The 20030-nt window shown below is 68.7% G+C and carries 18 protein-coding genes; 8 read left to right on the forward strand and 10 right to left on the reverse strand.

The genetic code is table 11. The features are described from left to right. Positions 1–183: 183 nt before the first annotated feature. The gene (locus tag CK951_RS04600) at positions 184–924 is read left to right on the forward strand and encodes a rhomboid family intramembrane serine protease (RefSeq protein ID WP_096785034.1); all 741 of its coding nucleotides are present in this window, start codon (positions 184–186) and stop codon (positions 922–924) included. After that, positions 921–1277, forward strand: a complete 357-nt coding sequence (locus tag CK951_RS04605; RefSeq protein WP_096785035.1) for a GFA family protein — start codon at positions 921–923, stop codon at positions 1275–1277. The genes CK951_RS04600 and CK951_RS04605 overlap by 4 nt, the downstream gene beginning before the upstream one ends. A gap of 235 nt (positions 1278–1512) precedes the next feature. Here the strand turns inward: CK951_RS04605 and CK951_RS04610 are convergent, their stop codons facing one another. The 3 genes from CK951_RS04610 to CK951_RS04620 form a co-directional block, all read right to left on the reverse strand. After that, a complete protein-coding gene (locus CK951_RS04610; protein ID WP_096785036.1) occupies positions 1513–2298 on the reverse strand; it encodes an inositol monophosphatase family protein in 786 nt (261 codons plus the stop codon). A 157-nt stretch (positions 2299–2455) separates the two neighbouring features. Beyond that, positions 2456–3964, reverse strand: coding sequence for an inorganic phosphate transporter (locus CK951_RS04615; RefSeq protein ID WP_096785037.1), 1509 nt, complete (start codon positions 3962–3964; stop codon positions 2456–2458). Positions 3965–4088: 124 nt separating this feature from the next. Then, positions 4089–4994: a LysR family transcriptional regulator gene (locus CK951_RS04620; protein ID WP_096785038.1), complete on the reverse strand. Its 906-nt coding sequence runs from the start codon at positions 4992–4994 to the stop codon at positions 4089–4091. A 94-nt stretch (positions 4995–5088) separates the two neighbouring features. Here CK951_RS04620 and metF point away from each other — a divergent pair, with 94 nt between their 5' ends. Further along, complete coding sequence (metF, locus tag CK951_RS04625; protein WP_096785039.1) at positions 5089–5955, forward strand: methylenetetrahydrofolate reductase [NAD(P)H]; 867 nt, start codon at positions 5089–5091, stop codon at positions 5953–5955. A gap of 72 nt (positions 5956–6027) precedes the next feature. Here the strand turns inward: metF and CK951_RS04630 are convergent, their stop codons facing one another. The 4 genes from CK951_RS04630 to CK951_RS04645 form a co-directional block, all read right to left on the reverse strand. Beyond that, positions 6028–6573 (reverse strand): biotin transporter BioY, encoded by a 546-nt coding sequence (locus tag CK951_RS04630; protein WP_096785040.1) that lies wholly within the window; start codon positions 6571–6573, stop codon positions 6028–6030. A 13-nt stretch (positions 6574–6586) separates the two neighbouring features. Further along, positions 6587–7183: an energy-coupling factor transporter transmembrane protein EcfT gene (locus CK951_RS04635; protein WP_096785041.1), complete on the reverse strand. Its 597-nt coding sequence runs from the start codon at positions 7181–7183 to the stop codon at positions 6587–6589. Continuing rightward, complete coding sequence (locus CK951_RS04640) at positions 7158–7904, reverse strand: energy-coupling factor ABC transporter ATP-binding protein (protein WP_096785042.1); 747 nt, start codon at positions 7902–7904, stop codon at positions 7158–7160. The genes CK951_RS04635 and CK951_RS04640 overlap by 26 nt, the downstream gene beginning before the upstream one ends. A gap of 115 nt (positions 7905–8019) precedes the next feature. After that, entirely contained in the window at positions 8020–9294 is a 1275-nt protein-coding gene (locus CK951_RS04645; RefSeq protein WP_096785043.1) for a 4-aminobutyrate--2-oxoglutarate transaminase, read from the reverse strand. Between the two features lie 177 nt (positions 9295–9471). Here CK951_RS04645 and dprA point away from each other — a divergent pair, with 177 nt between their 5' ends. Both dprA and topA read left to right on the forward strand, forming a co-directional pair. After that, on the forward strand, positions 9472–10602 hold the full coding sequence (gene dprA, locus CK951_RS04650; RefSeq protein WP_096785044.1) for a DNA-processing protein DprA: 1131 nt from the start codon (positions 9472–9474) through the stop codon (positions 10600–10602). Positions 10603–10692: 90 nt separating this feature from the next. Next, complete coding sequence (gene topA, locus CK951_RS04655) at positions 10693–13350, forward strand: type I DNA topoisomerase (RefSeq protein WP_096785045.1); 2658 nt, start codon at positions 10693–10695, stop codon at positions 13348–13350. 6 nt (positions 13351–13356) lie between these two features. On the opposite strand, the gene choV is transcribed toward topA, so the two are convergent. The 3 genes from choV to choX form a co-directional block, all read right to left on the reverse strand. Next, positions 13357–14385 carry a choline ABC transporter ATP-binding protein gene (gene choV / locus CK951_RS04660; RefSeq protein WP_096785046.1) on the reverse strand — a complete coding sequence of 343 codons (1029 nt, stop codon included), beginning with the start codon at positions 14383–14385 and terminating at the stop codon, positions 13357–13359. Beyond that, on the reverse strand, positions 14382–15218 hold the full coding sequence (choW, locus tag CK951_RS04665) for a choline ABC transporter permease subunit (protein WP_096785047.1): 837 nt from the start codon (positions 15216–15218) through the stop codon (positions 14382–14384). The genes choV and choW overlap by 4 nt, the downstream gene beginning before the upstream one ends. A gap of 101 nt (positions 15219–15319) precedes the next feature. Next, on the reverse strand, positions 15320–16246 hold the full coding sequence (gene choX, locus CK951_RS04670) for a choline ABC transporter substrate-binding protein (protein ID WP_096785048.1): 927 nt from the start codon (positions 16244–16246) through the stop codon (positions 15320–15322). Positions 16247–16332: 86 nt separating this feature from the next. On the opposite strand from choX, the gene betI reads away from it, so the two are divergent. From betI to betA, 3 genes are read left to right on the forward strand one after another with little or no spacing between them, the layout of a single operon-like run. Further along, positions 16333–16917 carry a choline-responsive transcriptional repressor BetI gene (betI, locus tag CK951_RS04675; protein WP_096785049.1) on the forward strand — a complete coding sequence of 195 codons (585 nt, stop codon included), beginning with the start codon at positions 16333–16335 and terminating at the stop codon, positions 16915–16917. Beyond that, positions 16914–18365 (forward strand): betaine-aldehyde dehydrogenase, encoded by a 1452-nt coding sequence (betB, locus tag CK951_RS04680; RefSeq protein ID WP_096785050.1) that lies wholly within the window; start codon positions 16914–16916, stop codon positions 18363–18365. The genes betI and betB overlap by 4 nt, the downstream gene beginning before the upstream one ends. A gap of 10 nt (positions 18366–18375) precedes the next feature. Then, complete coding sequence (gene betA / locus CK951_RS04685) at positions 18376–20022, forward strand: choline dehydrogenase (protein WP_096785051.1); 1647 nt, start codon at positions 18376–18378, stop codon at positions 20020–20022. The last annotated feature ends 8 nt before the right edge of the window (positions 20023–20030 follow it).

Below are 20030 nucleotides of genomic sequence, written 5' to 3' on the forward strand. Positions count from 1 at the left end.
TGGACCCGCGGGCTCTGCCGGGCGATACCTGCCGCCGAAAGGGCATCACGGCCTGCGGAGCCGGGGGTGGCGTCTGCCCGCGGCCGGCACCCGCAGGCAGGTCCCGGGACGACCGGCCCGGTTGACGTGGCGATCTTCCGGCCGACGGCTTGACGCGCGGGGGAGGATCAGGAACGCTGGGCCATGTTCCCCATCCGCGACCACAACCCGTCCGGCAGCACGCCCTATGTGACCTATGCGCTGATCGTGGCGAACGTCGTCATCTTCCTGCTGATGACCTACGGTTCCTCGTCCCTGCAGGCCCTTGAGGCGTCCTATTTCGTGTGGGGCCTGGTGCCGGCGAGGATCATGGAGGGCGTGGGTCTCGAAGGCTTCGTGACCTCGATGTTCCTGCACGGCGGCTGGGGCCACCTGCTGGGGAACATGCTCTTCCTCTACATCTATGGCGACAATCTCGAGGACGAGATGGGGCCGCTGGGGTTCACCGCCTTCTACCTCGCCTCGGGGCTTGCGGCCGCGGCGGCGCAGGTGGTGTCCGAGCCCTATTCGCCGATCCCGATGGTCGGCGCCTCGGGCGCCATCGCGGGTGTGATGGGCGGCTACCTGCTGCTGTTTCCCCGGGCGCGGGTGGATGTTCTGATCATCATCGTGATCTTCTTCCGCATCATCCCGGTGCCGGCCTTCCTGATCCTCGCACTCTGGTTCCTGTTCCAGATCGGTGCCGGAGTTCTCTATGCCACCGACGCGGGTGGCGTCGCCTACTGGGCCCATGCCGGGGGCTTCGTGGCGGGCGTGCTGCTCGCGCTGCCGGTCTGGCTGGTCCGCGGCGGGCCCGCCTTCTGGAGGCGCACCCACGGCCATCCGCCGCATCCCGCAGCCGCGCTGCCGCGGTCGAACGTGCCGCTGATCCGGAGGAGACGATGAAAGGCACCTGCCACTGTGGCGCCGTCGAACTCGAGGTCGAGCTGCTGCACGGCCTGACGGACGCCAGCCGCTGCGACTGCTCGTTCTGCCGCCGCAAGGGCACCATCGGCGTCACCGCCCGCCTGAACGACCTGCGCGTCGTGCGGGGCGAGGACAACCTCACGCTCTACCGGTGGGGCACGAAGACCGCCCGCCACTGGTTCTGCCGCACCTGCGGGATCCACACCCACCACCAGCGCCGCTCGAACCCCGAGGAATACGGCGTGAACGCGGGGATCCTCGAGGGCGTCAATCCGTGCGACCTTGGCGACGTGCCGTGGTCGGACGGGGTGAACCACCCCTCCGACCGCTGAAGCCGAGCGCCGACGGTGAGGGTGTGGCGTCGGATCGGCCGGCCTGAAGCACCCCTTCGACCGCTGGGACCGCCTTGTCGACCATGCGGGTGCGGAGTCGGATCGGCCGGCTTGAAGCGCCCTCCGACCGCCGTCCATGCGGATGCGGCGGCGCGCCAGCCCGTGTCCACGACGCCAGAGCCCTCTGGCAGCAACTGGTTGGCCCGTGACGCTTGCCGCCCGAGGGCGGAGGGGCTCACTCGCCGCGGATGATCTTGCGGAAGGGCTCGAACAGGTTCTGGTTGCCGCAGATCAGCGCGCCGTCGAGCGGGTTCTGGTCCTCGCGGAGGCCCGAGACGAAGCCACCCGCCTCACGCACCAGAATGATGCCTGCGGCCACGTCCCAGGCGTTGATCCCGCGCTCCCAGTAGCCGTCGTAGCGGCCCGCCGCGACATAGGCGAGGTCCAGCGCCGCGGAGCCCCAGCGCCGCACGCCGGCGCAGGTCGGCATCAGCCGGGCGAGGTCCTGCAGGGTCGCAGGCAGGGTGGGGCGGCCGCCGAAGGGCACGCCGGTGGCGAAGATCGCCTCGATCATGTGGCGGCGACCCGAGACGCGCAGGCGGCTTTCGTTCATCCAGGCCCCGGCGCCCTTCTCGGCCCAGTACATCTCGTCCTTCGCGGCGTCGAAGATCACTCCCGAGACGATCTCGCCCTTGTGCTCCAGCGCGATCGAGACCGCCCAGTGCGGCAGGCCGTGCAGGAAGTTCGTCGTCCCGTCCAGCGGATCGACGATCCAGCGCCGCGTAGGGTCCTGCCCGTCGGTGGCGCCGGTTTCCTCGCCCACCCAGCCGTAGGTCGGGCGCGCGCCCATCAGCTCCTCGCGGATGATGCGCTCGGCCTCGCGGTCGGCCTTCGACACGAAGTCGCCCGGCCCTTTCGAGGAGACCTGAAGGTTCTCGACCTCGCGGAAGTCCTTCACGAGCGAGCGTCCCGCCTTGCGGGCCGCCTTGATCATCAGGTTGAGGTTCGCGCTGCCTTGCATCCGTCCGGGCTCCATCCGTTCAAGGGCGCTGCTATAAGGCCGGATGGCCGCGAAGGAAAGGGCGCACGCGCGGGGCGCCCGCGCGCGGCCCAGGCGCTCTAGCCCAGACGCCTGTGCCGGAGACCGACGCGGGTCGCCCGCGCGCGCGGCCCGGGCGTCAGCCGAGCCGGTCGAGCACCAGGAACAGCAGCGCGGCGATTCCCGCGGTGGCCGGCACCGTGATGACCCAGGCGGCGGCGATGTTGAGGAAGTGCGCCCTGCGGACCAGCTTGCGCCGCTTGCGCTCCTCGGGCGTCAGCGGCTTGCCCTTCTGCAGGTTCAGCGCGCGCGCCTTCCGTTCGGCATACCATTCGCGGAAGAAGCCCACGCCGAACACGCCGCCGACGGCGATATGGGTCGAGGAGACCGGCAGCCCCAGCGCCGAGGCGACGATCACGGTAATGGCCGCCGAAAGCGCCACGCAATAGGCGCGCATCGGGTTGAGCTTGGTGATCTCTGTCCCCACCATGCGGATCAGCTTCGGCCCGAACAGCACGAGGCCGAACGAGATCCCCGCCGCGCCGATCGCCATGACCCAGAAGGGGATGGCCACCTCGTTGGCGGTGCTGTGCGCCGAGACGGTGTGGACGATGGCGGCCAGCGGCCCCACGGCATTGGCCACGTCGTTGGCGCCATGCGCGAAGGACAGCAGCGCCGCCGAGATCACCAGCGGCAGGCCGAACAGCTTCTTCAGCGACTTCTTGCGGTTCTCCATGCCTTCGGACTGCCGGCGCACATATGGCTTTGCCAGCAGCGTCGCAGCCACCCCGACCGCAAGGCCGATCAGGATGGCCGTGGACATGTCCAGCGACACCAGCTTCCTGAGGCCCTTCATCGCGATGTAGGTGGTGAAGGTGCCGCACATGACCCCGATCAGCAGCGGCACCCAGAAGCGCGCGGCTCCGATCTTGTCCTCGCGCTCGATCAGGCGGTCCTTGATGAAGGCGAGGAAGATCGCGGCGAAGATCGCGCCAAGGACCGGCGAGATCACCCAGCTTGCCGCGATCTGGCCCATGGTCGGCCAGTTCACCGCCGCCGTCCCGGCCGCTGCGATGCCCGATCCCATCACTCCGCCGACGATCGAATGCGTGGTCGAGACCGGGGCGCCGCTCGCCGTCGCCACGTTCAGCCAGACCGCCGCGGCGATCAGAGCCGACATCATCACCCAGATGAAGGTGGCGGGATCGGCCACCATCCGGGGATCGACGATCCCGCCCGAGATCGTGCTGACCACGTCGCCGCCGGCGATCAGCGAGCCCCCGACCTCGAACACCGCCGCGATGGCGAGCGCGCCGCCCATGGTGAGCGCATTCGCCCCCACCGCCGGCCCCATGTTGTTCGCCACGTCGTTGGCGCCGATGTTCAGCGCCATGTAGGCGCCGATCGCGGCGGCGGCGACGATGATCATCGTGCCGCTCGCGCCGCCCATGAGGATCGAGGCCCCGACACCGCAGAGCACGATGAAGATCAGCGCGATCCCCACCGCGACGAGCGGACGCCCGACGAACTGGGTCGCCCGCTCGAGTTGCGAGACGCGCTTGAGATCCTTGTCGAGGGTCTTCCACTGATTGACGGATGCTGCGGGCCGCTCCTGTGCTGCAGGGGCCGGGCCGTGGGAGATCGTCATGACTGTCCTGTCATCTTCCTGTTGCGGGGGCCGGGTATCCTGAACCGGCCCTTGCGGCAACGATTCGGCAACCGATGCACAGGATCGCAAGGTCGCGGCCCCGCAGGCTTTCCGTCCGCGCGGGTCAGATGCGCTGCAGCTTCACCGGCTCGCTTCGCCCCAGCCGCAGGAAATGCGCCATGAAGGGCTTGGTCGCATCCTCGCTGCGGGTGGCGGCATAGAGGCGCTTCGTCACCGTCTCCGGTCCCAGCGGGCGCGTCACGTAGTCGGCATGGCTGCGCACGTCGCGCAGCACCCAGTCGGGCAGCACCGCGACGCCGCGGTTCGAGGCCACGAGCATCAGGATGACGGCTGTCAACTCGACCTGCCGGGTGCCGCGCGGCTCGACCTTCGCGGGCGTCAGCACCTCGGTGAAGACGTCGAGGCGGTCGCGCGACACCGGATAGGTGATCAGCATCTGGTCGCGGAAATCCTCGGCCTCGATGAAGGGCTTGGCGGCGAGCGGGTTCGCGGCCGCGGCGACGAAGGTGGGGTGATAGTCGAAGAGCGGGTTGAAGGTCATGCCCTCGACCGTCACCGGATCGGAGGAGATCACCAGATCCACCTCTTCGCGCATCAGGGCGGGCAGCGCCTCGAAGGCGAGTCCCGCGCGGATGTCCACGTCGATCTCGGGCCACGCATTGCGGAAGAGTTCCAGCACCGGGAACAGCCACTCGAAACATGCGTGGCATTCAATGGCGATATGCAGCCGGCCGGTGCGGCCGGAGCGCAGCGCGCGGAACTCGTCCTCCAGCGCATCGATCTCGGGCAGGATGCGCTCGGCCAGCCGAAGCATCCGCACCCCGGCCGCGGAAAGCTTCAAGGGCTTGGAACGGCGCACGAAAAGCTCGATCCCGGCCTGATCCTCCAGCCCCTTGACCTGATGCGACAGCGCCGATTGCGTCATGTTCAGCATGTCCGCCGCGCGCGCGAGGCCCCCCGCCTGATGGATCGCGCGGATCGTGCGCAGGTGGCGGAGTTCGAGGTGCATGATACGGTTGGCCTCATATTGATCTTGAGCATTATGAATTTGTCTCACATGGCCGATGCTGCCACAAGAGAGGCAAGGAACAGGAGACAGTCCCATGGCCAGACCGCGCATCTCGTTCGAGTTCTTCCCGCCGCAGACGCTCGAGGCGTCGTTCCGGCTGTGGGAGACGGCGCAGATGCTGGCGCCCCTGAAGCCCGACTTCGTGTCGGTCACCTACGGCGCGGGCGGGACGACCCGCAAGCTGACCCATGACGCGGTGGAGACGATCCACAACCACTACAAGCTGAACGTGGCCGCGCACCTGACCTGCGTCGATGCGACGAAGGCCGAGACGCTGGAAATCGCGAACTCCTACGCCGAGGCGGGCGTGACCGAGATCGTGGCGCTGCGCGGCGACGCGCCCAAGGGCACCGAACGCTTCACGCCTCACGCCGACGGCTTCGCGAATTCCATCGAGCTGGTCGAGGCGCTGGCCGAGACCGGCAAGTTCAAGCTGCGCGTCGGCGCCTACCCCGAGCCGCACCCCGACTCGGCCGATACGCTCGCCGACGTCCGCTGGCTGAAGCGCAAGATCGAGGCGGGCGCGACCTCCGCCATCACCCAGTTCTTCTTCGAGGCCGAGACCTTCCTGCGCTTCCGCGACCTCTGCGTGAAGGAGGGGATCACGGCGCCGATCATCCCGGGCATCCTGCCGATCGACAACTGGAACGGAGTGAAGAAGTTCGCCGCCCGCTGCGGCTCGCAGGTGCCGGGCTGGCTCGACGAGGCCTTTGCCCATGCCAAGCGCGACGACCGGGAGGAGCTGTTCTCGGTCGCGCTCTGCACCGAGCTTTGCGACAAGCTGCTCTGCGAAGGGGTCGAGGACCTGCACTTCTACACGCTGAACCGCCCGACGCTGACGCGCGAGGTCTGCCACGCGCTGGGCATCCTGCCGGAAGTGGCGCTGCAGAACGTGGCCTGAGGTCGGCAAGGACCAGAAAACGAAACGCCCGGGGAAGTCCCCGGGCGTTTGGCGTTTCAGAGGCAGGCCGACTCAGGAGCGCGAGATCAGCGTCCAGGGCCGGACCTGCTCGATCCCGCGCGTGACCAGCGCGGCGATGGCGCATTTCAGGAGGTCGCCGGTGAGGTAGGGCGTCAGCAGAAGCACCGTCTCCTCCAGCGTCTTGCCGAGCTTCCACGCCATGCCCGCCACGCCGAAGCCGTAGAGCACGACGATCCCACCCAGGATGCAGCCGACGAACGAGGCCAGGGCCACCGGCGCCGAGCGCCACTGTCCGACGACGAGGCCGGCGACGAAGGCGGCGAAGGGGAAGCCCACGATGAAGCCCACCGTGGGCCCCGCCAGCACGCCGATCCCGCCGCGGCCGCCCGACAGCAGCGGCAGCCCGAGGAAGACGAGGACGAGGAACAGGAGCACCGCCAGCGCGCCGCGCCTGGCGCCGAGGACGGTGCCGCAGAGCATCACGCCCAGCGACTGCGCCGTGATCGGCACGCCGGACATCAGCGTGATCTGCGGAACCAGCCCCAGCACGGCGATCAGGGCCGCGAAGAGTGCGATGAGGGTGACGTTGCGTTCCATGGGTCTCCTTCCCCTACAAGCCGCCGCGGGCGCGGATGGCCTCGGCCACCTGCTCGGCATCGTCGAGCGCGCCCAGGGCCAGCGGCACCACGATCCGCCACGTCGGACGGCGTGGGCTTCTCGCGCGCCATGCCTCGGCCAGTCGCTCTGCACGCGCCAGTAGCACCGGGGTGAAGCGGATGACAAGCGCGATGCTGACGGCCAGCACGTGCGGCTGCAGGCCGAGGTGGCGGAAGGGCCGGGCCAGCCGCTCCAGCACCGCGATCATCGCGTCGAGCCGCGTCGTCATGGTCACGAGGTTCGCGAGCGCCACCGCCGTCGTCAGCTTCAGCGCGATGGTCGCGCCCGCCGCCACCTCTCCGGTCCAGACATGCCAGACCGCGAGGACGAGCAGGAACGGCCAGAGCGGCCGCAGCATCCGCAGCCCGTGCGCGGCGAAGCGCCCGCCCTGAGCCGCGTAGAGGCAGGCCGTCGCCGCTGCAGCAACGGCCGCCGATGCGGGCGAGCCGAGCGGCATCAGCAGCACGGTCGCGATGGCCAGCGCGGCGAGCTTGAGGCCCGCCGGCAGGCCATGCAGGCGGGTTTCAACCGGCGAGGTGAGTGTCAGCATCGAAGCCCCCCAGCCGCCGCATCTCGGCGCGGTATTCGCCGGCCACCGGTCCTGCGGGTCCGTCGCGCCGCACCTGTCCCGCCTCCAGCCAGATCACCCGGTCGTAGTCCTCGACCATCGCGGGATCGTGCGTGATCGTCACCAGCCGCTGCGGCAGCCCGCCGAGCAGCCGCGTCAGGCGGATCTGCATCGGCAGGTCCAGCCCGGCGAAGGGTTCGTCGAGCAGGATGGTCCGCGGCTCCATCGCGAGGACCGCGAGCAGGCAGAGCAGCTGGCGCTGCCCGTGCGACAGCGTCGCGACGGGCGCCCTGGCCCAGTGCGCGCGGCCGTGCGCGGCCAGCACCGCGAGCGCCGCCTTGCGCGCCTCGGTCCCGCTGCGTCCCATCTGGCGCAGGCCGAAGGCCAGTTCCTCCTCGACGGTCGGGAAGATGATCTGGTGATCCGGGTTCTGGAACAGGATGCCGAGCGCCGAGAGCATGGCGCGGCGGTCCTTCGCCGGGTCCGTGCCCTCGACCGCGACGGAGCCCGCGGTCGGCGCGATCAGACCGGCCATCAACCGCAGCAGCGTCGTCTTGCCCGAGCCGTTCTGCCCGAGGATGCCGATCCGCCGCTCCGTCAGCCGGAGCGTGAGGCCCGAGAGGATCGTGCGCCCGCCCACGGCATAGGAAGCGCCGTCGAGCAGGATGCCGGTGTCGGAGGTCGGGAGGTTCGTCTGCCGCATCCGCGCCTCATAGACGGGGCCGGGGGCGCTGCCAAGCGGCCGGGGCTGCCGGCCGCGCAGCCGGCTCAGGTCGATGGGTGCGGCGCCCCGATGGCCGGGCGCCGCACCAGAGCAATCAGGCCCGGGCCGCGGCGACGGCGGCCTCGAGGATCTCCATCGCCTCGGCGAAATGCGCGTCGGGGATGGTGATCGGGGCGAGGAAGCGGATCACGTTGCCGTAGACCCCGCAGGTGAGCAGGATCAGCCCGCGCTTCAGCGCCTCTTCCCGCACGCGGCCGGTAAAGCCCGCGTCCGGCTCCTTCGTGCCCGGATTGGCGAACTCGACGGCGACCATGAAGCCGGGTCCGCGGATGTCCACGATCTCGGGAGTGGTGGAGCGGATCGATTCCAGCTTCTGCTTCAGCCGGCTGCCGAGTTCGTTCGCCCGGCCGCAGAGATCCTCTTCTTCGATCACGTCGAGCACGGCATGGGCCGCCGCGACCCCGAGCGGGTTGCCGCCATAGGTGCCGCCGAGGCCGCCCGGATGCGCCGCGTCCATGATCTCGGCGCGGCCGGTCACCGCGGCGATCGGCAGGCCGCCGCCGAGGCCCTTGGCCATCGTCGTGAGGTCCGGCGCCACGTCGTAGCCGTGCATCGCGAACAGCTTGCCGGTCCGCGCGAAGCCGGTCTGCACCTCGTCGGCGATCATCACGATGCCGTGCTCGTCGCAGAGCGCGCGGATGGCGCGCACCAGATCCTTCGGCGCGGGGTAGAAGCCGCCCTCGCCCTGCACGGGCTCGAAGATGATCGCAGCGACGCGCTTCGGGTCCACGTCCGACTTGAAGAGCTTGGTGATCCCGGCCAGCGCCTCGGCGTTCGAGATGCCGTGCACGTCCTGCGGGAAGGGGACGTGGAAGACCTCGGGCATCATCGGGCCGAAGCCCTTCTTGTAGGGCTCGACCTTGCCGGTAAGCGTCATGGTCATGAAGGTCCGGCCGTGGAAGGCGCCGCCGAAGGCGATGACGCCCGAGCGCCCCGTATGGATGCGGGCGATCTTTATCGCGTTCTCGACCGATTCGGCCCCGGTGGTGACGAAGATGGTTTTCTTCGCGAAATCGCCCGGCGCGGCCGCGTTCAGGCGCTCCGCGAGGCGGATGTAGTTCTCATATGGCAACACCTGATGGCAGGTGTGCGTGAAGCGGCCCATCTGCTCGGTCACGGCGGCCATGACCTTGGGATGGCAGTGGCCGGTGTTCACCACGGCGATGCCCGCGGCGAAGTCGATGTAACGGCGGCCCTCGATGTCCCAGATCTCGGCGTTCAGCGCGCGATCGGCATAGATCTGGGTCTGCATGCCCACCCCGCGGGACACGGCTTCGTCACGGCGGCGGCTCACTTCGGCGTTCAGCATCACTGGCTCCTTCAAGGCCCGGCAGGCGCAAAGATTCGCTCCCTGCTTGGACCGCCCGAAAGCGACTTTCAATCGCATCTGCGACAGGCTATCGCGCAGGCACGGCCCCGCATCGGATTCATCCCTCGTTAACCCATTCGCGGGCACGGTGCGACTCGGACCGACAGGGAGGCACCCATGCAGCAGGCGGCGTCCGAGATACCCTTCCTCGCCCCCGTGCCCGAGCGCGAGCGGCTGGACTGGCTGCGGCTGATCCGCTCGCGCCGGGTTGGTCCGGCGACCTTTCACCGTCTTCTGGCGGAACACGGCACCGCGACGGCCGCGCTCGAGGCGCTGCCGGCCATCGCCGGAGCGGCGGGGATCGACGGTTACGAGGCCTGCCCGATCCCGGTTGCGCTGAAGGAACTGGCGGCGGGCAGGGCGCGGGGCGCCTCGCTGCTGTGCTGGTCCGATCCCGCCTATCCGCCGGCGCTGCGCGAGATCCCCGATGCGCCGCCGGTGCTGTGGGTGCAGGGCGACGCCGCGCTGCTCGCGCGGCCGATGGTCGCGCTCGTGGGCGCGCGGAACGCCTCGAGCCTTGGGCTGCGGATGGCGCGCAAGCTTGCCACGGCGATGGGAGAGGCGGGATATGTCGTCGTCTCGGGCCTTGCGCGCGGTATCGACACCGAGGCGCATCTGGCCGCACTCGACCGCGGCACGGTCGCGGTGCAGGCCGGCGGGGTCGAGGTGATCTACCCGTCCGAGAACGCCACGCTGGCGGGGCAGATCGCGGCCGTCGGCTGCCGGATCTCGGAGCAGGCGATGGGCTTGGTGCCGCAGGCCCGCCACTTTCCGCTGAGGAACCGCATCGTCTCGGGGCTGGCGAAGGCCGTGGTGGTGGTCGAGGCCGCCGCGCGCTCGGGCAGTCTGATCACCGCGCGCGAGGCGCTCGACCAGGGACGCGAGGTCTTCGCCGTGCCGGGCCATCCGTTCGATCCGCGGGCCGCCGGCTGCAACCAGCTGATCCGCGACGGGGCGATGCTGGTCCGGCATGCGGCCGACATCATCGAGGCGATCGGCAGCGTCCGCCCGGGCGCTTCGGTCCCGCGGACGGACCCGGTGCCCGATCCGCCGCGCCGCCCGCTCTACGAGATCGCGGCCGTGCACAACCTGATCCTCGAGCGTCTGGGCCCGGTTCCGGTGCCCGAGGACCAGCTGATCCGCGATCTGTCGCTGCCCGCGGGGCGGGTCGCGCAGGAGCTTGTGACGCTGGAACTCGACGGCCGGATCCAGCGCGACCCCGGCGGGCTGGTCTCGCGTCCGGTCTGACGGCGGCCCGAGCCGCGCATTGACATTGGCCTGCGATCCCCCACATGGTGCCGCGCCAATCCCGAAGGTCGCAGGGCAGAAGAGGGTCCCATGCCTGTCGTCGTCGTCGAAAGCCCCGCAAAGGCCAAGACAATCAACAAGTATCTGGGCTCCGATTACACGGTTCTGGCCTCCTACGGCCATGTCCGCGACCTGCCGCCCAAGGACGGATCGGTCGATCCCGAGCATGACTTCGCCATGCTCTGGGAAGTCGCGGCAGAGTCGAAGAAGCATGTCCGCGCGATTGCCGATGCGCTGAAGACGGATGACACGCTGATCCTCGCCACCGACCCCGACCGCGAGGGCGAGGCGATCTCGTGGCACCTGCAGGAGGCGTTGGCCTCGTCCCTGAAGAAGGGCAAGACCGTCAGCCGGGTGACCTTCAACGCGATCACCAAGTCGGCCGTGACCGAGGCGATGAAGGCCCCCCGCCAGGTCGATACCGCGCTGGTCGAGGCCTATCTGGCCCGCCGCGCGCTGGACTATCTGGTGGGCTTCACGCTGTCGCCGGTGCTGTGGCGCAAGCTGCCGGGCGCCAAGTCGGCGGGGCGCGTGCAATCGGTCTGCCTGCGCCTCATCGTCGAGCGCGAGATGGAGATCGAGGCGTTCCGGGCGCGCGAGTTCTGGACGGTCTCGGCCGTGCTCGTGACGCCCCGCGGGCAGGAGTTCGAGGCGCGGCTGACGATCCTGGGCGGCAGGAAGCTCGACAAGTTCGACCTGCCGACCGCGGAAGCCGCGGAACTGGCGGTGCAGGCCGTGACCTCGCGGCCCTTGAAGGTCGCCTCGGTCGAGGCGAAGCCCGCGAGCCGCAACCCCTCGGCGCCCTTCATGACCTCGACCCTCCAGCAGGAGGCCAGCCGCAAGTTCGGCATGGGCGCCAAGCAGTGCATGTCGGCAGCGCAGCGTCTCTACGAGGCCGGCCACATCACCTACATGCGGACCGACGGCATCGACATGGCGCCCGAGGCGGTGATGGCTGCGCGTGACGAGATCAAGCGACGCTTCGGGGCGGCGTATGTGCCCGACAGCCCGCGCATGTACAAGAACAAGGCCAAGAACGCGCAGGAAGCGCATGAATGCATCCGGCCGACCGACATGTCGGCCTCGCCCGAGAAGCTCGGCCTGACCGATGCCGACCAGCGCAAGCTTTACGAGCTGATCTGGAAGCGGACGCTGGCGAGCCAGATGGCCGCCGCCCGGCTGGAACGCACGACGGTGGATATCGCCAGCGCGGACGGGCAGGTCGGTCTGCGCGCGACGGGGCAGGTCGTGCTGTTCGACGGCTTCCTCAAGGTCTATGAGGAGGGCCGCGACGACCGCGCCGAGGGCGAGGACGACGACGACGAGGGCCGTCTGCCGCAGATCATGGCCAACGAGGCGGTGGACAAGAAGTCCATCACGCCCGAGCAGCACCACACCCAGCCGCCGCCGCGCTACACCGAGGCGACGCTGGTCAAGCGCATGGAAGAGCTGGGGATTGGTCGCCCCTCGACCTACGCCAGCATCGTCTCGACGATCCAGGACCGGGAGTATGTCCGCAAGGACAAGAACCGCCTGATCCCCGAGGACAAGGGGCGGCTGGTGACGGCGTTCCTCGCCAACTTCTTCCGCAAGTATGTCGAGTACGACTTCACCGCTGATCTGGAAGGTGAGCTCGACGACGTGTCCGCGGGCGAGCGGAACTACAAGGACGTCCTCGCGCGGTTCTGGCGCGATTTCTCGGCCGCGGTGGCCGAGACGGCCGACCTGCGCATCGGCGAGGTTCTGGAGAAGCTCGACGACTTCCTCAGCCCCCATCTCTATCCGCCGCGGCCCGATGGGTCGGATCCGCGGATCTGCCCGACCTGCGGCACCGGCCGGCTGCACCTGAAGACCGCGCGCGGCGGCGGCGCCTTCATCGGCTGCGGCAACTACCCGGAATGTCGGTATACCCGGCCAATCTCGGTGGCGGGCGACGAGGAGAACGCGATCTCGCCCGACGGCAAGCTGCTCGGACATGACGAGGACAGGCAGCCGATCTCGCTGCGCTCGGGACGGTTCGGGCCTTACGTGCAGAAGGGCGAGGCGACAGCTGAAGTGCCGAAGCCGCCGCGCGCCAGCCTGCCGAAGGGCTGGTCTCCCGAGAGCGTCGATCTCGAGCGGGCGCTGATGCTGCTGAACCTGCCGCGTCTGGTAGGGCAGCACCCCGAGGACGGCCAGCCGGTCGAGGCCGCCATCGGCCGCTATGGGCCCTACGTGAAGCACGGCTCGACCTATGCCAACCTGCCGGATGCCGAGGAGGTCTTCACCATCGGCATGAACCGGGCCGTCGAGGTTCTGGCGCAGAAGGCAGCCGGCCGCCGCGGCGCCTCGGCCCCGGCGCAGCCGATCAAGGAACTGGGCGAGCATCCGGACGGCGGCATCGTTGCCGTGATGCCCGGCCGTTACGGACCTTACGTGAAATGGGGCAAGGTCAACGCCACGCTGCCGAAGGGCATGGAGCCCGAGGCGATCACCTTCGACGAGGCGCTGGCGCTGGTGGCCGAGAAGGCGGGCAAGAGCCCGAAGAAGAAGGCACCAGCGAAGAAGGCGACCAAGGCCGAGGGCGAGCCGAAGGCCACGGCCAAGAAGCCGGCTGCGAAGAAGGCGCCGAAGGAGGCTGCCGCGAAAGCTCCGGCGAAGAAGACGGCCGCCAAGAAGAAGGCGGCGCCGGACAGCGACGCCGCCTGAGCCGCCTCAGACGGTGCCGCGCGGGTCGATCAGGCGGCCCATCACCGCCTGCGGGCGGATGGTGCCGATCACCGCGCCGTTCTCGGTCACCGCCAGTTCCGGCGCGCCGTCGCGCATCAGCTCCATCACCGAGCGGACGGTGGTGCCGGCTTCGACGGCGCGCGCGGCCGAGGAAGGGCCCGCGACCATCACGTCGCGCGCCGTCAGCACGCCGAGCGGGTTCATGTGCGCCACGAAGTCGGCCACGTAATCCGATACCGGATTGGCGATGATCTCGCGTGCCGTGCCGCACTGGACGATCCGTCCGCCCTCCATCAGCGCGATCCGGTTGCCGATCTTGAACGCCTCGTCGAGGTCGTGGCTGACGAAGATGATTGTGCGCTTCAGCTTGCGTTGAAGGTCCAGAAGCTCGTCCTGCAGGCGCGAGCGGATCAGCGGGTCGAGCGCCGAGAACGGCTCGTCCATCAGCAGGATCGGCGCCTGGGTGACGAAGGCGCGGGCGAGGCCCACGCGCTGCTGCATCCCGCCCGACAACTCGCCCACCCGGCGGTCCGCCCAGGCGGCGAGGTTCACCAGTTCCAGCTGCTCGTCCACCAGCGCGCGGCGATCCTTCGGCGGCATCCCGGCCATCTCGAGGCCGAGGCCCACGTTGTCGCGCACCGTGCGCCAGGGCAGCAGGCCGAAGGCCTGGAACACCATCGCGATCCGGCTGAGGCGCAGGCGGCGCAGGTCGGCGGGGCTCGCATGCGTCACCGAGATCATGCGGTCGCCGTCCGACACCCGCACCTCGCCGCGCACCACCGGGTTGAGGCCGTTCACGCCGCGAAGCAGGGTGGACTTGCCCGACCCCGAGAGGCCCATCAGGACGAGGATCTCGCCTTCGGCGACGGTCAGGGTGCAATCGTGCACACCCAGCACCTGGCCGGTCGCGGCCTGAACCTCGGCCCGGCTCTGGCCGCGGTCCATCAGGGGCAGGGCGCGCTCGGGGTGATCTCCGAAGACGATCGAGACGCGGTCGAATTCCACGGCGGTCATTTGCGGGTGACCCTCAGCATGCGGTCCAGGATGATCGCCACGACGACGATGATGAAGCCCGATTCAAAGCCAAGCGAGGTGTTCACGGTGTTGAGTGCCCGCACCACCGGCACGCCAAGCCCATTCGCGCCCACCAGCGCCGCGATCACCACCATCGACAGCGACAGCATGATGGTCTGGTTCAGGCCGGTCATGATCTGCGGGAAGGCCCAGGGGAGTTCAACCTTCCACAGCCGCTGCCGGGGCGTCGCGCCGAAGGCGGTCGCAGCCTCCATCAGCGCCATCGGCGTCGAGGAGATGCCGAGATGCGTGAGCCTGATCGGCGCGGGCAGCACGAAGATCACCGTCGCGATCAGGCCCGGCACCATGCCGAGGCCGAAGAAGACGATGGCCGGAATGAGATAGACGAAGGTCGGCAGCGTCTGCATCAGGTCGAGGATGGGGCTCATCGCCTGGTAGAGCCGTGGCCGGTGTGCCGCGGCGATGCCCAAGGGAACGCCGATCGCCATGCAGGTGACGCAGGCCAGCATGATCAGCGTCAGGCTCTGCATCGTCTCGTCCCAGTAGCCCTGGTTCAGGATGAAGGCAAAGCCCGCCACGATCAGCGCGGCCACACGCCAGCTGCGCTGGAGGAACCAGCCGAGGCCGGCAAGCGCGGCGATCACGATCAGCGGATGCAGCGTGTCGAGCACCGTCAGCATCGCGTCGATCACGGCCTGCATCATCGTGCTGATCAGCTCGAAGAATGGCCCGCCGTGGGCGTTGAGCCAGTCGAAAATCATCTTCGACCAGCGGCCGACGGGCAATTTGTGATCGGTCAGCCAATCGAGCATGCAGACCCCGGGTTCTGAGATGTCGGACGATGGCCCCGTGGCCGAGGGTCACGGGGCAGGGACCGGACCCCGCAACCCCCGGGCCGCGGGGTCCGGGTGTGTCAGAGGCCGAGCGCCTTCTTGACCGCCGGCAGGCCTTCCTCGCCGCTCGTGGTGGTCACGCCGGCAAGCCACGGATCGACGGTGTCCGGATGGGCCTGCAGCCATTCCAGCACGGCCTCGTCGGGCTCCATTCCGTCGTCGAGGATCTTGCCCATGATCTCGTTCTCCATCGCCAGCGTGAACTTCTGCTGCGAGAGAAGCTTGGCGACGTTCGGGCATTCCTCCTTGAAGCCCTTGCGCGTCACCGTGTTCACGACACCCTCGGCGCCGAAGAAATCCTCGCCGCCGGTCAGGTATTTCAGCGAGAAGTTGGCGTTCATCGGGTGGGGCTCCCAGCCGAGGAAGACCACGCCCTTTTCCTGCGGGTAGTAGCGGGCGACCTGGGCCAGCATCCCCTGCTCCGAGCTTTCGACCACCTCGAAGCCTTCCAGCGGCTTGCCGGCCTCGGTCAGGCTGACGAGATACAGGTTGCCTTCGTTACCGGGCTCGATGCCGTAGATCTTGCCGTCCAGCTCGTCCTTGAACTTGGCGATGTCGGCGTAGCTCTTCAGGCCCTTGTCGTAGAGGTAGGTCGGCACGGCGAGCGTGTATTTGGTGCCTTCGAGGTTCGTGGCCAGGGTCTCGATCGTTCCCTTGTCAAGGTATGGCTTGATCGCGCTCTCCTGCGCCGGCAGCCAGTTCCCGAGGAACACGTCAACGTCGCCCTTGTCCATCGAAGCATAGGTGACCGGCACGCCGAGGATGTCGACCTCGACCTCGTAGCCGAGCGCCTCGAGCACCTGCCGCGTGGCCGAGGTGGTCACGGTGATGTCGGTCCAGCCGACATCGGAAAAGCTGACCTCCGTGCACTGGTCCTGCGCAAGCGCAGCCCCGGAAAGGGCGATGGTCGAGGCCGCGGCCAGCAGGGCCTGTCGGATGGGCGTCATGGTGTCTCCCCGTTTTTTGTTGATTGACGAGTCAATAAACTTCACGATAGCTCGGCTTGGCAACCACTAAATCAGGTATTCAGCACATGCCGAAACTCGGTATGGAGCCTATCCGAAAGGCCGCGCTCGTCAAAGCCGCGATCGTCGAGATCGGGCAGACGGGAAGCCTTGATGTGACGGTCAGTCAGATCGCCAAGCGCGCAGGCATGTCCGCGGCGCTCGCGCACCACTATTTCGGTGGAAAGGAAGCGCTTTTCCTGGCTGCGATGCGCCATGTGCTGTCGCTTTACGGTGCCGAAGTGCGGGGCGCGCTGATGACGGCACAGGGTCCGTCGGCGCGGCTGATGGCGATCCTGCGCGCCTCTTTTTCGCCTGCAAACTTCAGGCGCGAAGTGGTGGGCGCCTGGCTCAACTTCTACGTGCTGGCCGCCACCGTGCCCGAGGCGAAGCGGCTGCTTGCGATCTACCAGAGGCGCCTGAGATCGAATCTCCTGCACTGCCTGCGACCGCTGGCGGGGGACCGGGCCGAGGAACTGGCCGACGGACTCGGCGCGCTGATCGACGGGGTCTATCTGCGCGAGGTGCTGAAGGATGGCCCTCCCGACGGGGAGGCCGCGGTGGCCTCGGCCCGCGCCTACCTGCAATCCCATCTGAAGGAAGTCCTCGCGTGAGAGCCCAGCCTGCCGCCAGCCATTTCATCGACGGTCGCCCGCTGGAGGATTCGTCGGGTGCCCCGATTCCCGTGATCCATCCGGCGAACGGCGAAGAGATCGCGCGGCTGCACGAGGCGACGCCTGCGGTGATCGAGGCCGCGCTGGCCTCGGCCGCCCGCGCCCAGGGCCAATGGGCCGCGATGCGCCCGGTGGAGCGCGCCCGCATCCTGCGCCGCGCGGCCGACCTGATCCGCGAGCGGAACGAGGAACTGAGCGTTCTCGAAACTCTGGACACCGGTAAGCCGCTGCAGGAGACGCGGGTGGCCGACTGGCCGTCTGGGGCCGATGCGCTGGAATATTTCGCGGGCCTCGCGCCGACCGTCACGGGGGAGACGATCCCGCTGGGTCAGGATTTCGTCTATACGATTCGCGAACCGCTGGGCGTCTGCGTCGGCATCGGTGCCTGGAACTATCCGAGCCAGATCGCCTGCTGGAAGGCCGCGCCGGCGCTGGCGCTGGGCAATGCGATGGTGTTCAAGCCGTCCGAGGTCACGCCGCTCGGTGCGCTGCAGCTGGCGGCGATCCTGACCGAGGCGGGGCTGCCTCCCGGTCTCTTCAACGTGGTACAGGGCAGGGGTGCGGTGGGTGCTGCGCTCGCCACCGATCCGAGGGTCGCGAAGGTGTCGCTGACCGGCTCGGTCCCGACCGGACGCAAGGTCTATGCCGCGGCGGCCGAGGGCGTGCGTCACGTCACCATGGAGCTGGGGGGCAAGTCGCCGCTGATCGTCTTCGACGATGCCGACCTCGACGGGGCGATTGGCGCCGCGATGCTTGGGAACTTCTACTCCTCCGGACAGATCTGCTCGAACGGCACGCGGGTCTTCGTGCAGCGGGGCATCAAGGAGGAGTTCCTGACGCGCCTCGCCGAGCGGGCCGACGCCATCCGCATGGGCGATCCGCTCGACCCCGAGACGCAGATGGGGCCACTGGTGTCGCAAGGCCAGCTGGAAAAGGTGCTCAGCTACATCGAGAAGGCGCGGGCCGAGGGCGGACGTCTGGTCTGCGGCGGCGAGGCATCGGTCTCGCCCGGCTGCTATGTGCAGCCGACGGTCTTCGCCGATGTGACGGACGACATGACCCTCGCCCGCGAGGAGGTGTTCGGCCCGGTGATGGCCGTGCTGGACTTCGAGACCGAGGAGGAAGCCGTTGCCCGCGCGAATGCCACCGAGTTCGGCCTTGCCGCCGGTGTGTTCACCTCGGACCTCACCCGCGCGCACCGGGTGGTGGCGAAGCTTCAGGCGGGAACCTGCTGGATCAACGCCTACAACCTGACCCCGGTCGAGGCGCCGTTCGGCGGGGTGAAGCTGTCCGGCGTCGGGCGCGAGAACGGCCGCGCCGCGGTCGAGCACTATACTCAGGTAAAGTCGGTTTATGTGGGCATGGGCGCGGTTGAAGCCCCCTACTGAGGACCTCCGGATGTTCGATTATGTGATCGTCGGCGCAGGCTCGGCCGGCTGCGCAATGGCCTATCGGCTTGGTGAGGCGGGACGTTCGGTGCTGGTCATCGAGCACGGCGGCACCGATGCGGGGCCCTTCATCCAGATGCCCGCAGCGCTCTCCTACCCCATGAACATGGGGATCTACGACTGGGGCCTGAAGACCGAGCCCGAGCCGCATCTGGACGGCCGCGTCCTCGCCACGCCGCGCGGCAAGGTGATCGGCGGCTCGTCCTCGATCAACGGCATGGTCTATGTCCGTGGTCACGCGCGCGACTTCGACCACTGGGCCGAGCAGGGCGCCACCGGCTGGGGCTTCGCCGACGTGCTGCCCTATTTCAAGCGCATGGAGACCTGGCACGTTCCGGGCGACGTGGACTGGCGCGGCCATGACGGCCCGGTGCACGTCACGCGCGGGCCGCGCTCCAACCCGCTTTTCAACGCCTTCATCGAGGCCGGCCGGCAGGCGGGTTATCCGGTGACCGACGACTACAACGGTGCCGCACAGGAGGGCTTCGGCCCGATGGAGGCGACGATCTGGCAGGGCCGGCGCTGGTCGGCGGCGAATGCCTACCTGAAGCCTGCCCGCAAGCGGTTCGGCGTCAAGGTGATGCGGGCGCTCGCGCTGCGGGTGGTGATCGAGGAGGGGCGGGCGGTCGGTGTCGAGGTCCTGCGCCGCGGTCAGCGCGAGATCATCCGTGCGGGACGCGAAGTGATCCTTGCTGCCTCGTCGCTCAACACGCCGAAGCTCCTGATGCTGTCCGGCATCGGTCCTGCCGCCCATCTGGCCGAGCATGGCGTGGCTGTGGTGGCCGACCGACCGGGCGTAGGGCAGAACCTCCAGGATCATCTGGAGGTCTACATGCAGTTTGCCAGCCTCCAGCCGGTGACGCTGTTCAAGCACTGGAACCTGCGCGGCAAGGTGATGGTCGGCGCGCAGTGGCTGTTCACCGGGCGGGGCCTCGGTGCCTCGAACCAGTTCGAGGCCTGCGCCTTCATCCGCTCCAAGGCGGGCATCGACTATCCGGACATCCAGTATCACTTCCTGCCTATCGCGGTGCGCTACGACGGCAAGGCGGCGGCGGAGGGGCACGGCTTCCAGGTCCATGTTGGTCCGATGCGCTCGCCCTCGCGCGGGTCCGTCACGCTGCGCTCGGCCGATCCCGAGGCCGCGCCGGTGATCCGCTTCAACTACATGTCGACGCCCGAGGACTGGGACGACTTCCGCCGCTGCATCCGTCTGACGCGCGAGATCTTCGGGCAGGACGCCTTCCGCCCCTTCGTGAAGGGCGAGATCCAGCCGGGGCCGGCCTGCCAGACCGACGAGGAGATCGACGCCTTCATCCGCGAGCATGTCGAGAGCGCCTATCACCCCTGCGGCACCGCCCGCATCGGCCGGCGCGACGATCCGATGGCGGTGGTCGATCCCGAATGCCGGGTGATCGGTGTCGAGGGGCTGCGCGTCGCCGACAGCTCGATCTTCCCGCGGGTGACCAACGGCAACCTCAACGCGCCCTCGATGATGGTGGGAGAGAAGGCGGCCGATCACATCCTCGGGCGTGCACCACTCGCGCCGCTGAACCTGGAGCCGGCGCTGAACCCGAACTGGCGCGTGGCACAGCGTTAAGGTTTCCT

The sequence above is a fragment of the Rhodobacter sp. CZR27 genome, assembly GCF_002407205.1.
Classification (GTDB): Bacteria; Pseudomonadota; Alphaproteobacteria; order Rhodobacterales; family Rhodobacteraceae; genus Cereibacter_A.

Coding starts and splice junctions, on each gene's coding strand:
- CK951_RS04600 (WP_096785034.1), top strand. CDS start 184: ATGTTCCCCATCCGCGACCACAACCCGTCCGGCAGCACGCCCTATGTG.
- CK951_RS04605 (WP_096785035.1), top strand. CDS start 921: ATGAAAGGCACCTGCCACTGTGGCGCCGTCGAACTCGAGGTCGAGCTG.
- CK951_RS04610 (WP_096785036.1), bottom strand. CDS start 2,298: ATGCAAGGCAGCGCGAACCTCAACCTGATGATCAAGGCGGCCCGCAAG.
- CK951_RS04615 (WP_096785037.1), bottom strand. CDS start 3,964: ATGACGATCTCCCACGGCCCGGCCCCTGCAGCACAGGAGCGGCCCGCA.
- CK951_RS04620 (WP_096785038.1), bottom strand. CDS start 4,994: ATGCACCTCGAACTCCGCCACCTGCGCACGATCCGCGCGATCCATCAG.
- metF (WP_096785039.1), top strand. CDS start 5,089: ATGGCCAGACCGCGCATCTCGTTCGAGTTCTTCCCGCCGCAGACGCTC.
- CK951_RS04630 (WP_096785040.1), bottom strand. CDS start 6,573: ATGGAACGCAACGTCACCCTCATCGCACTCTTCGCGGCCCTGATCGCC.
- CK951_RS04635 (WP_096785041.1), bottom strand. CDS start 7,183: ATGCTGACACTCACCTCGCCGGTTGAAACCCGCCTGCATGGCCTGCCG.
- CK951_RS04640 (WP_096785042.1), bottom strand. CDS start 7,904: ATGCGGCAGACGAACCTCCCGACCTCCGACACCGGCATCCTGCTCGAC.
- CK951_RS04645 (WP_096785043.1), bottom strand. CDS start 9,294: ATGCTGAACGCCGAAGTGAGCCGCCGCCGTGACGAAGCCGTGTCCCGC.
- dprA (WP_096785044.1), top strand. CDS start 9,472: ATGCAGCAGGCGGCGTCCGAGATACCCTTCCTCGCCCCCGTGCCCGAG.
- topA (WP_096785045.1), top strand. CDS start 10,693: ATGCCTGTCGTCGTCGTCGAAAGCCCCGCAAAGGCCAAGACAATCAAC.
- choV (WP_096785046.1), bottom strand. CDS start 14,385: ATGACCGCCGTGGAATTCGACCGCGTCTCGATCGTCTTCGGAGATCAC.
- choW (WP_096785047.1), bottom strand. CDS start 15,218: ATGCTCGATTGGCTGACCGATCACAAATTGCCCGTCGGCCGCTGGTCG.
- choX (WP_096785048.1), bottom strand. CDS start 16,246: ATGACGCCCATCCGACAGGCCCTGCTGGCCGCGGCCTCGACCATCGCC.
- betI (WP_096785049.1), top strand. CDS start 16,333: ATGCCGAAACTCGGTATGGAGCCTATCCGAAAGGCCGCGCTCGTCAAA.
- betA (WP_096785051.1), top strand. CDS start 18,376: ATGTTCGATTATGTGATCGTCGGCGCAGGCTCGGCCGGCTGCGCAATG.